Source organism: Endozoicomonas montiporae CL-33 (genome assembly GCF_001583435.1).
In the GTDB taxonomy this organism is placed as follows: Bacteria; Pseudomonadota; Gammaproteobacteria; order Pseudomonadales; family Endozoicomonadaceae; genus Endozoicomonas_A; species Endozoicomonas_A montiporae.
The window spans coordinates 1750240-1765430 of the sequence record NZ_CP013251.1 but is presented as its reverse complement, the minus strand read 5'-3'; the positions used below and the strand labels follow the sequence as shown (position 1 = coordinate 1765430).

The window sequence follows — 15191 nt, the reverse complement described above, 5'->3', positions numbered from 1 at the left end:
CAAGCACTTGAATACAGAAGCCTGCAGCCCCATATAGTTCATGAAGATTTCCCAAAACAGGCTGTTTTTCTCAATTTATGCGCCAAACCATCAACCCACAAATGCAGCTGGGAGAGATTGATATCTCTGCCATCACCTTCGACGCCAAATCGAGGGACGATATTCCCCGGCTATTGCGGGCTTTACAGCACATATGGACAAATATCGAACTGCGTAATCAGGTTTTTCAGGTACTCGATACCATGACCACCACTGACCAGAACAATGGTCGTCCCGGTATGGAGTTCTGGAAAATACTGGTGCTTGGCACACTTCGTTTGGTTACTAACTGCGACTACGACCGTCTGAGAGAGCTTGCCAATGAACATGGTTCTCTTAGACAAATGCTTGGCCACGGTCCTTACTGTACGCGCTCTTACCATATACAGACATTGCAGGATAATATCAGCCACTTCACCCCTGAAATTCTCGATCAGATCAATCAGGTCGTCGTGGCAGCAGGCCATATGCTGGTTAAAAAAAAGACGAACCGTTACATGGCCGTGCCGATTCGTTCGTAGTTAAAACCGATGTCCACTTCCCTACGGATATCAGCCTGTTGAGCGATGCTTGCCGTAAAAGTATCGAGTTTGCATCAACCCTTGCTGAACAATACCAGCTTCCGGGGTGGCGCCAGCGTGAATATCTCAAGAATCAACACCGTAAGCGTTACCACAAAGCGCGGAACCTGAAACACTCCGGCGCTTCCTGTGAGCTGAAAAAGCGCCTGCGACAGCACGATATTGAGATGGCTCATGTTGAGTACATCAAGTACAGCAGCGCCGTTCTGCACAAGGCGGAAGTGACCTTGTCTTTGTTGGTGAAGAAACAACCCGATGAACCAAGGCTGGAAAATCTCAAATACCACATTGCTCACGGCAAGCACCAGATAGCTCTGATTTACCGGCGAGTTATTGAGCACGAACAGATTCCCCATAGCGAGAAGATATTCTCGATTTTTGAACCACACACCGAGTGGATCAGCAAAGGCAAGGCCGGTACACCGGTAGAACTGGGGCTACGAGTTTGCGTGCTACAGGATCAATTTGGTTTTACTTTGCATCATCAGGTCATGCAAAAGCAAACAGACGACCAGGTTACTGTACCTATGGCAGAAGATGCTAAAAAGCGGTTTCCAGCATTGAATCAGGTGAGCTACGACAAGGGTTTCTGGAGCCCGGACAATCTTGAGAAGTTGGAAGCTCTTCTTGAACGTCCGGTTCTGCCCAAGAAAGGCAGACTGTCAGCCAGTGACAAAAAGCGTGAAACCCATCTGGAATTTATCCGGGCAAAAAGAAAACACTCAGCCGTGGAGTCGGATATAAATGCATTGGAATCCAACGGCCTCGATAAGTGTCCGGATAAAGGCATTGAGGGCTTTAAGCGATACGTTGCACTGGCTGTTGTTGCCGGCAATCTGAAACGGTTGGGCAAACTTCTTCTGACCAGAGATCGTCAATAGCTTTTCAGCCAGCTACCGGTCAGTTTTTGTTTTATCACGCCTGGCATGAGGGTTTTGCACGCTTCAGAAGTGGCATTTTTGCTTTTACTTCACGCTGCTGAGTACAAAAAATAGCCTCTACTTGCCATAACAGTAGAATTCAGCTGCGATGGGTGCATGACAGCCAGAATTCGCTGCGAATTTTCTGAGGTTTTCTGACAGGCACTAATTTAGTCTCCATGTTTCGAGAATATCTTGATTCATAAATTGTCTCATATCAGAATTTAATTCCGCCGTTTCTAATATTCTTTTTAAAATATCTGCCAGTCCATTATGTAGAGGCTTTAAATTAAAATCAGGAGTGTTTAATGAATTACTTATCTGATTTAGCACAGTGACAACCTCTTTGACAAAAAGCTTGTTAGCTTCTTTTTCGTCTGTTTCGTCTGTTTCGTCTGTTTCGTCTGTTTCGTCTGATTGAGTCGAAGCACTTGCCGAATGTTTGTCAGGGTTTTTATCAGAGTTTTTATCAAAAAAATCATGAGTAATTTGTACTAAATCAATTCTTTTTTCATATGTGTTTACAACATTTGATAATATCTTTTTCAAAGATGGTATTGAATTCACAGAATTACCCTGTGCAAAAGAGTTTAACTGAGTGATAGCATTAGTTAACTCTCGGGTATAGATATACAATGCAGGAGTTAGTTGGTTATTATTCAACAAATCTTGAATTGTTTGCCTCAACAAATCCTGAATTTTGACCTGTTGAGCCCATAAAGAAAAGTTGAATGGAAAACTCAGGTTGATGGCGCTAAAGTAGTTATCAGGAGCAGCGTCCATATTGTTATTCAATCTTATTTCTTTGCTTTCCTTACTCTTACGCTTTTGAACCATGTCGTTTAAGGCTGAACGAAACTTTTCCAGCTCGCGTATTCTTGTAAGAGCTATAAGAACAGGATCATTTGCTACAATGGTTGTATGAAACAGAAAATTCTCGTTTTCAAGCTCAAGATATTTTTCAAATTGTTTAATCATCAGTGAGTGGCTATCGGCAAGAGCGACCCTTATCAGCGCCCCGACCATCTGAACCATTTGTTCAAGCGTGTAACTTTGATTTCTGGCAGTCATTATTGCGACCAATGCAGCGAACATATCCCTCTGTTTCTTGTCGGCTTCATTATATTTCTCTTGCAGACAGCTTTGATCACTATTATTTGTGCCATTGCCTTCTGCATCATTTTCTGGATCATTTAAATTTCCTACATCTTGCTGCATTTCTGTGATTATATGGGTAATAATCGAATTAATTGAGTCTAGTAGTTCTTTATCCTCCGGATGATGCTGTATTTGTTCGTCTACGTGAGTTTGTATCAGTAGGAGCGCGCTATTGATATCAATACCTACTACTTTAACGTAGTCTCCGTGAGTTAGATTCAAATGATACTTATTATTCCAGCCCTGCAATGCTGTAATAGCCTCTGGTAGAGTTTTATCGTCAGCTCCGCCTTGGATTAATTTTCTGAAAGGCTCAGGAATCTCAGGAATGGGTATGTCAGAACCATATACATGGTAACAGAAAATATCACTATAGTTAGTCATTAAGTTAACATTAAAGCCTTGCTTTTTGTGGCTTCCCAGTTCAATAACCTCTTTCATTAGCTTATGCTTGGCAGACAACGGCAAGAAAGAGGCGCCAACGTCATCCGGGGTTACTCGTGCTGCCACGTAGCTACTGCAAAAACCTGTGCTTATAATCGCACCAGCAATCAGGATTTGAATAAGGTCAGGTGATGAGGTTTTTAAATTCATGACTGTCTCGCTTTTGTATCCAATCATTGACATTTGTGTTTCTCTTGATTAAAACCGCAACGAACGCAATATTCGTTGTTATGGTTAAGGCTCAAGCTACCTTGTTAAACTGTTAAGCAATACATTGCGGGAGCCATTGATATCATGATCAACAATGAAACCATCACCTTTTATAACTTTTGATGAACCAAGCTGATCATCAATACTTCCATCCCATGAACGGGTCTTTGATGCATAGGCTTCATTGCAGTCCACAACGTGCTTTCCGTACTTTCTGGCGTACCACTTCAGGCGCATTTTAAACCCGTAATGATTAAGGTCTAACATCTGGCGGCAAGTATTCCGGCGAATACCTTCTTATCTTTCCTTGTGACCATCCCTCTGGTTTCAAAGGTTGGTAAGAAAATCACGTCATCACTGGATACAAGCTCGAACGCCAGCCGGTTGTGCAGGTTCAGAATGATATCTTCTTTCTTGCACTTCAAGCGACGGATTATAGTATAAAAATGACCAGCTATTCCCGCTGAATGCTAGCGAACTTTTTGATAGTTTTCTACTACCCACCGGAATCCATAAAGAGCCCTCAAAATTAAGAGGGAGTTAAGGGTTTATGGCATATCTTCCGGATATCTGTATGATTAGGCAACTTACTGCTTGATTGATTTTTAGGAACAGATATCAAATGACGATTAATCCCTTCACTTTCGATCTTAAAAAATACGAAATCGACCCGGATGACGCCATTGAAGAGCTGAATCAGTGGTTTGAAACATTTATGCCAGTTTATTATGGATCGGAAGAATTCAGACAACTGTCCAAAGCCAATCAAAAATCCGGTGGACAAATGTTCCACATGTTTATGGAGCTGAACCTTAACTATTTGGGTAATAATCTGGCGCAGGTGAATAAAGAGGCAGCCAGCAGCAATTCCCGACCTTTATCAAAAGCCCCCAGCTATCAGGCTTTAGAGCGTGATAAAAAAATCTGCAACCGCACAATTGAACGACTATTTTTGACCTTATGCTGCATGATCTGACCGGTTGCAACCATGGCCAAGCCCATTCAAAAAAATTGCACGCACCTGACTGCAAGCCACCTGATTAAAGAGGTTACTGACTGTTTGGGTGACATTCCTGATCACCGACCTAATCACTGCAAGAATGGCATTCCCTTTGGCAACTTTGCCAAGTCCGCTTTTGCCATGATGCAAATGAAAATGCCGTCCATGCTCCGCTTTGATAGCCAACGGGAAGACCCTGTCCAGGCTCACAATCTGGAAACCCTGTTTGATGTCGTCAATGGCAGAGTTCCCAGTGACACCCGGATGCGAGAGGTACTTGACCAGCTTTCTCCACACTGGTTTCAAAAGCCTTACAAAAAAAATCTTCTCACGCTTTCAGCGTTCGGGGCACCTGCAGAAGTTTGAGTTTCACATCGGCCACCTCAAAAACCATTATTTGCTGGCCATTGATGGTACACAAACCTTCTTCTCCGGAAAGCTACACTGCGACGACTGCTGCGTAAAAAACCAGGGCAAAGCCAATGAAGCTTATTATCACCAACTGATGGGTGATTGCATTGTCCACCCCGACCAGAAGGTCGTTATACCATTGGCTCCCGAAGCTATTGTACGACAGGATGGTTGTACCAAGAACGACTGTGAAAAGAGTGCCCTTAAGCGCTTTCTTGCCAACGTAAAAAAAAGACCACCCCTACCTGAAACTGATTATCGTACTCGATGGCTTGTATGCTGACGGACCAACTATCCGCCTGATCAAGAGTTACGGCTGGCATTACATTATCATTGCGAAAGACGGCAATCACGGCTCGCTGATTGAAGCTGTAGATGAACTGGATAAGCAAGGAAAAGTGGCACGTTTTTTCAAAACTGATCCGGAGACTGGCATCAAGTATTGGTATCGTTTTGCTAACGATGTGCCCCTCAATAAGTCTAACCCCGTTGAGCATGTCAACGTGCTGGATTTTGTTGAGACGGACAAAAAAGATGATCGTCACACCTGGAGTTGGATCACTGACATACCTCTGACAGAAAAGACCATTGAAGCCCTGATGAAAGGAGGACGATGCCGATGGCACATTGAAAACCAAACGTTCAATACCCTGAAGAAACAAGACTACCACCTTGAGCACAACTACGGGCACGGTGAACAGCACCTTGCCACCAATCTGGCTTACCTGACGGTACTGGCCTTTCTGGTTGACCAGCTGCAACAACTGGGCAGCCCGGAGTTTCAAAAAGCCCTGAAAGAACGAACGCGAGGTGTACGAATACATCTGTGGGAGTTGATGAAAGGTTATTTCCAGACCTGGCTTATCAAAACCTGGGAAGGGTTGTTTGATGCCATCATTAGCCGTCCCGTCGCGGGAATAGTGCCTTACGACAGCTCATGAATAATGTGGGGCAGTCTGGCTTCAGGGTTCAAAATTTTTGTTCGTTCGAGATTCGCTGGAAGTGAAGGACACTCTCTAAACGCATTAAATGTTTCTCTCCTACACCAACTTAAACGTCTTAAGACGTATATTCAGCGGGAATAGCTGCAATATGGCTGTTTGATGGCGAAACCGGCTGCCCGGAAATCCAAGGTCAACTCATTTATGATCTACATTTAACTCTCAGTCATTTAAAGAGCATCATCATGAAATCGCCATTCAAACTATTTCCGTTGCTTTTTTGTCTGATTGCTGTTTGTTCTTTGGCGAGGGGCGATCTGTCCAAACAGGACGATTTTACTTTTCTGGAATACTATAAAAAAAATACCACCGCGGTAGAGTCTGGCCTCGAGCTGTTGGGCAATGTGGCAGGGGTATCGTTGTCAACCCTGGTTACCATGGGTATCTGGCATGGTGTCTGCCAAACACCCGGGATAGTCTCGGGCCTGACCAGGCGATTCGGGTTGAACAGCAATGACGAAGAAGATCTGGCTGAACTCAGAAACCATTTTTGTCTTCAGCTGACTCCTGTCATTACAACCGCTGAGATGGCGCTTGCAGGGCATGTCTCACCCTGGCCTTTAGAGCAAATCTGGTGGCAGCCATTACGCCTTGCGGGTGCCGTTGGGATGGCTTATCAAACCCGTAATCAAAAACTTCCTGCGGTTCTGACTTATTTCACCGCAGAAGCGGGCACAAGGACTGCCGGGAGCACTTTATCATCATTAATTCTAAGACAAACAGGTAATACGTCCATTAGGCCTGTCCAGTATGACTATGAACAATACAGAATGCTTTCAATGGCCACTGGTTTGGTGGTAGGCGGCATCTTTTATGAAGCATTAATTAGAAGGGGCTTAAGTCCTGCAAAGGCTGAACTGGCCTTTATAATAAGCACGTTTACAACAGGTTCTATATCAGCTGTAGCGTCTACATCCATGCTTGGTATGGACGGCCGGTCAATAGCCAGAGACGCAATCAGTGCCGGACTCGGAGCCGGAATCGGAGCCAGAGTCACAGCCGGAATCTCAGCCGAGGCCAGAGCCGAACCCGTAATCAGAGACGGAGTCGCAGCCGGAGTCGCAGCCGGAGTCGCAGCTGCGGCCGGAGCCGGAGCGGGAGCCGTAGCCGTAGCCGGAGCCGGAGCCGTAGCTAAATACGGAGCCGGAGTCGGAACCACAGCCTTAGCCATAGCCTTACTTACTACCGCCAGTTCGAAGATAAACTCAAATAACCTGGCTGTCAGAGCTTCTTATACTCTGGCCCTGGCCCTGAGTTTTGCCCTGTTTAACAGCTTGTCCAATTACGCCATTTACGGTGATCCTATTGAGTATTCGCTATCAGATACAGCCAAGACTCAGTGGAAAAAACTCTATGCGCCCCTGGACTATTTTTCCACTTTGCTTAACGCAATGTAACCGCCATTCGGTAGTGGCACAGTTCTGTGATTCTAGCCCTGTCTGCTAAAATACGACATTCGGCAACTTTGAAAAATGCGGTTTAAAAATGTGCCTTACGCAAGTCCTCTGTACAACATGTGGCAGTAACCAAGTTCGGCCTTTCGGATACAGCACTCATGATGTTCCACGATACTATTGCTGTAATGACAAATGTGAAATCAAAACCTTCATGCTTGAATATCGCTACAAGGCCTGTGAGCCTGGCGTTAAAGAAAAAATCATCGATATGGCAATAAATGGCAGCGGAATCAGGGATACAAGTAAAGTACTCGGAATAAGCAAGACAACAGTAATAAAGACTCTAAAAAAAAAGAAAGCGGTCTGGTAAAGGTCAACCCAAATATTCAAACTATTGATCTCAAGTCAGATGCAATTATTCATGTAGGGCTTGTCTGCCAAGAGGCTGAGCTAGATGAGCAGTGGTCGTATGTTCATGATAAATCGAACCAACGCTGGCTTTGGTATGCTGTTGATCACGCTACAAATACCGTGCTTGCTTATGTTTTCGGAAAACGGAAAGATGAAGTTTTTAAAGAACTCAAAACACTTCTGAAGCCATTTGGTATTAATAAATTTTACACCGATGATTGGGGAGCCTATGAGCGACACCTTGATGAAAACATGCATATTATTGGTAAAGCAAACACTCAGAAGATAGAGCGTAAAAACCTTAATTTTCGGACTTGGATTAAACGGTTGGCCAGAAAGACAATTTGTTTTTCAAAGCTCGAAAAGATGCACGATATTGTTATTGGATTATTGATTAATAAAGTTGAGTTTGGGGTCAATATTCACGCGATATAACAGTTCTGGCCCACTACCCGCCATTCACCAACCCAATCAGGAATAAATTGATTGGTATGTTGGCCCCAATATAGACAGGATTGTCTCCTGACTTTCCGATATGCCAATCACGTACCTCTCCGTGCTACTGGGTGTCAAGAGATAAATGCCTTCAAAGCAGAGGAAAACCCATCTACCCGTCGGGTTTTGGGCTGGTTTTTTCTTCATGTCCGGGAACGTTCGACTCTGCTTCTTCAGTTCATAGCGGATTCGATGTTGAATAGCAGCATAGACCATCAGGCAGAGAGTCATCACCATTAACAGTGCCTCAATACGTTCCGGCTTCTTGAGATAGAGTGACGACACCAGAAAGTCCGGGCTTTTCAGAAAGCGAAAACCCCTTTCAACCTGCTGCTGGGATTTATACGTCGTAACTATTCAGCACCCAGCAAAGGATGATTTCCGTAATTCTTCATGGCTATAAGTAGGGCTTCAAAAGTGTTTTGTCCCTGCTTTCTCGCCGATGAGACATAACTTCGTATTCGGCAGTACCATTTTGCGCCTTTCTTACTCCTGAAACAGCCTGATATTTTCTGCTTCACCTTGCCATTCCGAACATCCTGCTCGCTGCCGTTATTGTCGAAGGGAATGTTCATAGGGACGACATTAAGCAGCACCGCCTGAGACCAACCCTAATACAGAACGCCCGGTTTGCCTATCTCTGGCTGGGTGTTCACGCTTTGCACTCTTCTCCCAGAATGAAATCAGGTTTTTCAGGTCACGAGACAAGCACCGGCTTTTTTTCATTAGCGATTTCATGACATTTCCAAAAAGATGAGTGCCACATTTCGCCACTTTATGGGTCGATATTTCAGCATCCATATCGGCTTCCGTTGCATGAGCCAGATATCGCTTCAGTGTTGCTACAATAAACGACAGTAATACTAGACTGATAACCAGAGTGGCAAATTTAGTATTGAACCGGTGCCAGCCTGCGTATGATTTAACTTCCTTGAATATAAGTTCAATCTGCCATCTCAGGCAATACCCCAAGAAGACTTGCTCCAGACTGAAATTATCTCTGCTTAAGTTGGTGACAATAAATACCCAGCACTCTCTCTGACCATTCCAGCGCACAACAAGACGAAAGGTTCGCTTACTCAGTTGAGGCCACTCCACGTCAAGATCCATGCACTTGTCTTTGGGAAAGGAAGATAATACCTCATTGAGCTTTTTCCCTTCGTAACGGTGATACTGCTTGCCGTCCTCTCTTTCACACCTGTGAATAACCGGATTGATACTTTGTGGCGCCCTGCACAGAAAGCAGCCTTCCCGATCATCAACAGCCCCGAAGTACTCCAGCTCGAAATAACCGGCATCAATAAGTATCAACGTCCGCTTCAGAGAAGAGTGAAGTGCCCGCAGACAAGCTCTTTCCGAACGAGTATCTTCCATCATTTGTACGCGGACAAAACTATCTTCAAGCAAATCGACAGTAGCATGCATTTCGATGGCAGCTGGACTGACTTTGTTAAACCGCCCCGGCAGAACGTCCTTAAGCTCGTCATAGACGGCCTGAGACGAACCATCATGGAGCCGGATAGGTTGAAATTCAGAAAAGGGACTGCTTGGTTCAAAGCTAATTACTTTACGACTGAGAGCATCAAGACACCGCAGCCAGAGCCAGAGAATCAACAGGGGAAGAGAAGTCTTTTTCACTTGCTCCCGCCATGAATGGTCAGAAATGTTCAAACCGGTCATCTCAATAAACTTCCGGTACAAGTCAGCCTGTGTCGTTGAGCACCCGTCACCACCAAGGCAGGCAATAAAGGCTATGATGAGTTCGAGAGGCTTTATGAGTCGATGCCTGACAGTAAAACCAAGCTCTTCTGCCATCAGGGTCAATTCATCTTCTGAGAAGCACTTCTGCAAAGTATTTTTGATGGTACTAATCTGAGAGGGGTTCATCTCTTTAACCATGGTCAGTTGTCGTTGCTATAACAAGTTTGACCATGGGAGGTGAACCTGCAGGATTGCTCTCACTAGTGATTAATGCTTAATGTCGTCCCTATGTATCATTACTTCCCTGACTACCTGAGCTTGGTAAATTAGTTGGTCCGTCAACTTTCATAGCCTGCCGCTTCCTGCGATTGATGGATAAACTGAGAATATTACAGGTATCGAGGTAACGCAAAACACAAGAAGTCTGTGATCAGTACTGTGGTCGTCATTGATACCAATGATCTTTGTGTTATTGCCAGTTTTTTCATCGTTGGTGGCTCTTCCAAGAATAATTCTTGAACTGTTGTTATTCGACTATCTTTATCTCTACCTGCCAAGTTTTTGTGCTTCTGTCGTCTGCTACTGTCGGGAAAGTCTCATGTTCAAGAAGTGGAGAGAATTATCATTGACCACCAAAGTGATGGTGGGGATGATCTCTGGGCTCTTTGTGGGCATTCTTGTACGAATGTTGTTTGAGGGTAATGCCTTTGTAGCCAACTACATCACCGATGGTTTTTTCTATGTTGCAGGGCAGATTTTTATTACCTCGCTGAAAATGCTGGTGGTGCCACTGATTTTTACCTCGATTATCTGTGGTACCTGCTCGTTGTCTGACGCTTCGACACTGGGGCGTCTGGGCTGTAAGACACTGGCTTTGTATATGCTGACAACGGCAGTGGCCATCACTCTGGCCATTCTTGCTGCTCTGCTGTTTGAACCGGGAGAGGGAGCCAATCTTGAAGCCACGAGCAGCTTTGCACCGGGTGAGGCGCCGTCCCTTGGGGAAGTCATCATCCGTCTATTTCCCAGTAACCCCATAGAAGCACTGGCATCCGGCAATACGCTACAGATTATCGTTTTCTCGGTACTGTTCGGGATCTCCATTGCCGCTGCGGGCGAACCCGGTGAACGGATTGCCCGGATCTTTGAATCCATGAACGAAGTCATGATGAAGCTGGTGGCGCTGATGATGAACCTTGCCCCCTATGGCGTGTTTTGCCTGATGGCAAGACTGTTTACGACCATAGAGGTAGGGGCAATATTCAGTCTGCTGAAATATGTCATGGTTCTGATCGGGGTTTTGTTACTGCATGTGGTGGTAACGTATTGCCTGCTATTCAATGTATTTACACGGCTCAATCCCATTGTTTTCCTGAAGAAAATGGAAGACGCGATTATGTTTGCCTTCAGCACCGCCTCCAGTAATGCCACGATTCCTGTCACCATGGAAACCGTTACGCACCGGATGGGTGTCGCTAACCGGGTAGCGTCGTTTACCGTCCCGCTGGGTAGCACCATTAATATGGATGGCACTGCCATTATGCAGGGCGTGGCAACGGTCTTCATTGCACAGGCATTCAGTATTGATCTGGGATTGTCCGACTATTTGACGGTGATTATGACGGCAACGCTCGCCTCCATTGGTACAGCGGGCGTGCCAGGCGTCGGATTGGTGATGCTCGCCATGGTGTTGCAACAGGTCGGGCTGCCGGTAGAAGGCATCGCTCTGATTATGGGAGTAGACCGGCTACTGGATATGATTCGAAGTGCCGTCAACGTGACCGGTGACAGTGCGGTGACCTGTATCGTCGCCAAGAGTGAAGGCGCACTCGATACCACTGTATTCAATAACCCTGAAGCCGGGCTAAAAGAAGAAGAGATTGACTTCCATCACATCCGGTAAGACTAGGGAGCGTTCTCAATTACGCCAACCAGACCAAAGAAGCTGTCAACTGAAGCATTCCCAAGTAATTTCGACCCAACCGTTCGTATCGGGTTGCGATTCTCCGGAAGTGCTTCAGCTTTTGAAATAACCTTTCTACAAGATTGCGCTCCTTGTAAAGCTCTCTGTCATAGAGCCTTGGTTGCAGTCTTCCTTTTCTCGGCGGGATAACCGGTTCAGCCCCTATACAGCCGATAGCCAGAATGAATGCATCTGAGTCATAGCCTTTATCTGCAAGAACATAATCTGCAGAAAAAGCCTCTATTAATGCATTTGCCTGACCATATTCTGATGCTTGACCTGCTGTCAGTATTAAGCGAACCGGATTTCCCAGAGCATCTACAGCAGCATGGATTTTAGTCGTCAGACCACCTCTTGATTTGCTGTTAACTCCGCTTTAATATGACCTTCTTCCACCGGTTTGAGATGACCCGTTTTCAGCAATACTTTTGACCCGCTTTCAACGGTTAAGTTCACTGTGTTTTCAGGTTTATTTCTTGGCAGAAGTGCCTTTCAGTAATCCAGCTTTGCGCTTCTCTTTCAGGCGGTAACTCTCACCTTTGATATTGAGAGTTGTCGCATGATGCAGTAGCCGATCCAAGATCGCAGTGGCTATGGCTTGATCGCCAAAGATCTCGCCCCAGTCGACAAAGCTCTTATTCGAGGTCAGGATGATACTTGCCTTTTCGTAACGGCGAGTCACGAGTCGGAAGAAAAGGCTGGCTTCATCCTGATCCATAGGAAGGTAGCCAATTTCATCCAGTACCAGCAGCTTTGGGTACATCAGTTGCTGCATCTGTCTTTCAAGCCGGTTCTCCTGCAACGCTTTTTTCAGCGTAGTCATCAGCTTGTCGAGGCTCATGAACATAACCCGATGTCCGGCTTCTGCTGCCTTAACAGCCAGAGCTATTGCCAGATGTGTTTTACCAACACCTGGCGGTCCGAGTAATACGACATTTTCAGCACGATCAACAAAACCAAGACCGGAGAGTTCCCGAACCACTTTTCGGTCAACGGTCGGCTGAAAGCTGTAGTCAAACTGCTCTAATGTTTTTAGCCATGGTAACCGGGCTTGCTTTAGACGACTCTCAAGCCCTTTCTGGTGACGGCCAGCCCACTCAGTAGAAAGCACTTCTACCAGGAACTCCCGGTAATTCAGGTCTTTCTTGCTGGCTTGCTCACACAGGGTATCAAGGTTGTCAGCCAGGTGGTCAAGCTTAAGGCGATTGACCAGTGTCGTTAACTGTTCCATCACACCACCTCCTCATAATGGCTGAGGTCACGGGTTTCAACCTTGATCTCGTCATACAGGGCACGGTGGTGGGTGGCGTCGAGTACCCAGCGGTTCTTTGCGTCAACCAGCAGATGGCTGGCAACGAGGGTATCGTCCGGGCCATAAACCCGTAGCTGCCGGTCAAGTCCCATGCGGATACTGACTTGCTGACCAACCAAAGTACTGGGAACACTGTAGCGATTCGTCTTAAAATTAATGTAACCATCAACCGGCACACGTCGTGTTTCCCGGTAGCTGGTGTCATAACGAATATCCGGTAGCTTTTGAAGGTGCGGCTGTTCTTTAGCAAAGCGGTCAGCCACTTTTTCTTTCAGAGTGTCATGATGGCGTTCATCTGCTACGTTGGTCAGCCAGTCTCCCAGTTGCTGGTTCAAGTGCTCAAGGCTTTCAAAGCTGCGATAGCGCTGGAAGAAGTTTTCTTTTACGTAGCGCACCATACGCTCGGTTTTTCCCTTGGTCTGTGCTCTGTAGGGTTTGCAGGCTTTAGGCTGAAACTCGTAGTGTCGAGACAACAACAGAAAACCTTCATTAAACTTCACCTGTCCGTTACCAGGATGCTCCAGAACTGCAGCCTTCTGGTTATCAACCAGTACCTGCGCACTTGAACCCCCGAACCACTCGAACGCCCGGATCAGGCTTTCATAAGTGTGTTCCGCATCATTGCTGTAAGCAGCAAAGGCATAGAAGCGGCGTGAGTAGCCCAGAACATTAACGGAGACATAAACTTTGCGAAGCTCACCTCCAACTTCGATCTGCAGTTCTCCCCAGTCGTGCTGCAACTGGTGACCGGGAGCCGTTTCATAACGGGTGGTCGCCTTGCTTTCACGCAGGGTGCGTTTAGGGTGGATATAGTCCCGTAAAATGGTGATGCCACCGGCATATCCCTGCCCTTTGATTTCGGCAAATATGACCTCGGCATTCCAGACATTCTCAGCCAGTAACGCGTCAATGACGGATTTGAAATCATCAAGCTTACTCTGGCGAACACCGGATTTGCGTCTGGGTGGTGGCCCTTGCCTTTGCAGGGCTCTCTTGACGGTACTGACAGAGCAACCTCTCTGGCAGGCAATGTCCTCAAGATAGCAGCCTTTGTCTCTGGCTTGCTTTATCATAAGGTAGTCCTCTCGGTTGATCATGGCTCCTTTTCCTGAGTGCTGATAACACTATGGGATTCGGCCATGAAGTGGTAAATCGAGAGGTCATTTCAAACCGGTGATTTGGGGTCATTTATTGGCGGAGGTAACATTGCCAACGGCCTCATCATCTTGAGCTGTTTTTTTGGTGCTCCATGCTGATGAACTCGAGCAATACTGCCGTCTACCATCAGATACTCAAGATCCTTATCCTTGGAAAGCTCTTCAAAGATGTCGCGCCACGTTCCCTTGTGGCACCAACGGTTATAGCGAACATAAACTCTGTGCCAATTTCCGAAAGAATTTGGTAGGTCTCTCCATGGTGCTCCAGTTCTGGCAATCCACAGAACAGCTTCGAGAAACTTGCGATTATCCTTGGCTGTTACTCCACAGTCTGATGATTTTCCTGGCAGGAGGTCTTTGATTCGATTCCATTGATCATTGCGGAGAACTGTACGAGGCATAGTGAACCAAAAAAGCCGCAAACTATACCTCAAACATGCATACTTGAGCTAATTGAGAACGCCCCCCTAGATCTGGCCTCACCCAAAACTTCGATAACATACTCTATCGTTACTCCCTGAATGGCCTCTCTGAAGTCATGCGCCCATGCACTTATAGTCAGACCATGATGTTGCGTATAGAGTTGTAAGTCACTGAACCCCGGGGCTGATGTCTGATTTACTTTCGTTTCAGACTCCGTATCGCCAGCCATGTCATTTCGAAGCGTTGGAATTCCATCTTCATTATTCGTTAATGTATGTGGCTGATCACCAGCTTCGATAACTTTATTTTCTGAAGTGTCAGCTTGACTCTGCTCCTGCAGTGTCGTCACTTCATAAGGAACGCCTTTACCATCAAAATACGCCAAATATTTCAGAGTACTACCATCAGCCACGCTTAGCGATACTGGTAGTATCAGGAAAGGCGTAAATAAACAACGACTCAACCAACGCTTAAAACGCATCCTAAAACCTCGTAATTCACACACGATTAAGAGGACGAGATAGAACTAGCGACACACAAAAAACCACCAGTTTTAACTGATGGCTTC

The 15191-nt window shown here is 46.0% G+C and carries 14 protein-coding genes and 3 pseudogenes; 7 read left to right on the top strand and 10 right to left on the bottom strand.

Annotation, left to right across the window (positions count from 1 at the left end; all coding sequences use genetic code 11):
• The first annotated feature begins 77 nt into the window (after positions 1-77).
• A protein-coding gene (locus EZMO1_RS25410; RefSeq protein ID WP_236631984.1) for an ISNCY family transposase occupies positions 78-1501 on the top strand; the annotation gives its coding sequence in 2 pieces (ribosomal slippage) (positions 78-522 and positions 522-1501; 1425 coding nt in all).
• 204 nt (positions 1502-1705) lie between these two features.
• Here the strand turns inward: EZMO1_RS25410 and EZMO1_RS07940 are convergent.
• Complete coding sequence (locus EZMO1_RS07940; RefSeq protein WP_222842211.1) at positions 1706-3319, bottom strand: hypothetical protein; 1614 nt, start codon at positions 3317-3319, stop codon at positions 1706-1708.
• Positions 3320-3388: 69 nt separating this feature from the next.
• Positions 3389-3619 (bottom strand): zinc ribbon domain-containing protein, encoded by a 231-nt coding sequence (locus EZMO1_RS07935; RefSeq protein WP_051789669.1) that lies wholly within the window; start codon positions 3617-3619, stop codon positions 3389-3391.
• Positions 3620-3974: 355 nt separating this feature from the next.
• Between EZMO1_RS07935 and EZMO1_RS07930 the strand changes: the two genes are divergently transcribed.
• From EZMO1_RS07930 to EZMO1_RS28040, 5 genes are all read left to right on the top strand, one after another.
• Positions 3975-4328: a hypothetical protein gene (locus tag EZMO1_RS07930; RefSeq protein WP_034874264.1), complete on the top strand. Its 354-nt coding sequence runs from the start codon at positions 3975-3977 to the stop codon at positions 4326-4328.
• A gap of 12 nt (positions 4329-4340) precedes the next feature.
• On the top strand, positions 4341-4718 hold the full coding sequence (locus EZMO1_RS07925; protein WP_061509365.1) for a hypothetical protein: 378 nt from the start codon (positions 4341-4343) through the stop codon (positions 4716-4718).
• Positions 4719-5035: 317 nt separating this feature from the next.
• Positions 5036-5704 (top strand): transposase, encoded by a 669-nt coding sequence (locus EZMO1_RS07915; protein ID WP_051789672.1) that lies wholly within the window; start codon positions 5036-5038, stop codon positions 5702-5704.
• A 245-nt stretch (positions 5705-5949) separates the two neighbouring features.
• Complete coding sequence (locus EZMO1_RS26625) at positions 5950-7161, top strand: hypothetical protein (RefSeq protein WP_034874266.1); 1212 nt, start codon at positions 5950-5952, stop codon at positions 7159-7161.
• An 88-nt stretch (positions 7162-7249) separates the two neighbouring features.
• Positions 7250-8007, top strand: a protein-coding gene (locus EZMO1_RS28040) for an IS1 family transposase (protein WP_420809906.1) whose coding sequence is annotated in 2 segments (ribosomal slippage) — positions 7250-7517 and positions 7517-8007 — 759 coding nt in all. Because the reading frame shifts where the segments join, the coding sequence is not laid out codon by codon here.
• A gap of 36 nt (positions 8008-8043) precedes the next feature.
• Here the strand turns inward: EZMO1_RS28040 and EZMO1_RS07895 are convergent.
• The 3 genes and pseudogenes from EZMO1_RS07895 to EZMO1_RS07885 form a co-directional block, all read right to left on the bottom strand.
• Positions 8044-8424, bottom strand: a pseudogene (locus EZMO1_RS07895) (IS1634 family transposase); the annotation flags it as partial.
• A pseudogene (locus tag EZMO1_RS07890) lies at positions 8421-8639 on the bottom strand (IS66 family transposase); the annotation flags it as partial. The pseudogenes EZMO1_RS07890 and EZMO1_RS07895, both read right to left, overlap by 4 nt.
• A gap of 13 nt (positions 8640-8652) precedes the next feature.
• Positions 8653-9954 (bottom strand): IS4 family transposase, encoded by a 1302-nt coding sequence (locus EZMO1_RS07885; protein WP_160174033.1) that lies wholly within the window; start codon positions 9952-9954, stop codon positions 8653-8655.
• 412 nt (positions 9955-10366) lie between these two features.
• On the opposite strand from EZMO1_RS07885, the gene EZMO1_RS07880 reads away from it, so the two are divergent.
• Positions 10367-11671 carry a dicarboxylate/amino acid:cation symporter gene (locus tag EZMO1_RS07880; RefSeq protein WP_034874273.1) on the top strand — a complete coding sequence of 435 codons (1305 nt, stop codon included), beginning with the start codon at positions 10367-10369 and terminating at the stop codon, positions 11669-11671.
• Between the two features lie 19 nt (positions 11672-11690).
• Here the strand turns inward: EZMO1_RS07880 and EZMO1_RS28035 are convergent, their stop codons facing one another.
• The 5 genes and pseudogenes from EZMO1_RS28035 to EZMO1_RS07860 form a co-directional block, all read right to left on the bottom strand.
• Positions 11691-12044, bottom strand: coding sequence for an IS5 family transposase (locus tag EZMO1_RS28035; protein WP_420809940.1), 354 nt, complete (start codon positions 12042-12044; stop codon positions 11691-11693).
• A 156-nt stretch (positions 12045-12200) separates the two neighbouring features.
• The gene (gene istB, locus EZMO1_RS07875; RefSeq protein ID WP_034873160.1) at positions 12201-12962 is read right to left on the bottom strand and encodes an IS21-like element helper ATPase IstB; all 762 of its coding nucleotides are present in this window, start codon (positions 12960-12962) and stop codon (positions 12201-12203) included.
• Entirely contained in the window at positions 12962-14140 is a 1179-nt protein-coding gene (istA, locus tag EZMO1_RS07870; RefSeq protein ID WP_034874476.1) for an IS21 family transposase, read from the bottom strand. Before istA ends, istB begins: the two co-directional genes overlap by 1 nt.
• Positions 14141-14289: 149 nt before the next feature.
• Positions 14290-14601: pseudogene (locus EZMO1_RS07865) on the bottom strand (IS5 family transposase); the annotation flags it as partial.
• Between the two features lie 29 nt (positions 14602-14630).
• On the bottom strand, positions 14631-15104 hold the full coding sequence (locus tag EZMO1_RS07860) for a hypothetical protein (RefSeq protein WP_145912529.1): 474 nt from the start codon (positions 15102-15104) through the stop codon (positions 14631-14633).
• Positions 15105-15191 lie beyond the last annotated feature (87 nt).

What these genes read in the sequence shown, in the direction of transcription:
- EZMO1_RS07940 (WP_222842211.1), bottom strand. Translation starts at nt 3,319, where the DNA reads ATGATTGGATACAAAAGCGAGACAGTCATGAATTTAAAAACCTCATCA.
- EZMO1_RS07935 (WP_051789669.1), bottom strand. Translation starts at nt 3,619, where the DNA reads ATGTTAGACCTTAATCATTACGGGTTTAAAATGCGCCTGAAGTGGTAC.
- EZMO1_RS07930 (WP_034874264.1), top strand. Translation starts at nt 3,975, where the DNA reads ATGACGATTAATCCCTTCACTTTCGATCTTAAAAAATACGAAATCGAC.
- EZMO1_RS07925 (WP_061509365.1), top strand. Translation starts at nt 4,341, where the DNA reads ATGGCCAAGCCCATTCAAAAAAATTGCACGCACCTGACTGCAAGCCAC.
- EZMO1_RS26625 (WP_034874266.1), top strand. Translation starts at nt 5,950, where the DNA reads ATGAAATCGCCATTCAAACTATTTCCGTTGCTTTTTTGTCTGATTGCT.
- EZMO1_RS07885 (WP_160174033.1), bottom strand. Translation starts at nt 9,954, where the DNA reads ATGAACCCCTCTCAGATTAGTACCATCAAAAATACTTTGCAGAAGTGC.
- EZMO1_RS07880 (WP_034874273.1), top strand. Translation starts at nt 10,367, where the DNA reads ATGTTCAAGAAGTGGAGAGAATTATCATTGACCACCAAAGTGATGGTG.
- istB (WP_034873160.1), bottom strand. Translation starts at nt 12,962, where the DNA reads ATGGAACAGTTAACGACACTGGTCAATCGCCTTAAGCTTGACCACCTG.
- istA (WP_034874476.1), bottom strand. Translation starts at nt 14,140, where the DNA reads ATGATCAACCGAGAGGACTACCTTATGATAAAGCAAGCCAGAGACAAA.
- EZMO1_RS07860 (WP_145912529.1), bottom strand. Translation starts at nt 15,104, where the DNA reads ATGCGTTTTAAGCGTTGGTTGAGTCGTTGTTTATTTACGCCTTTCCTG.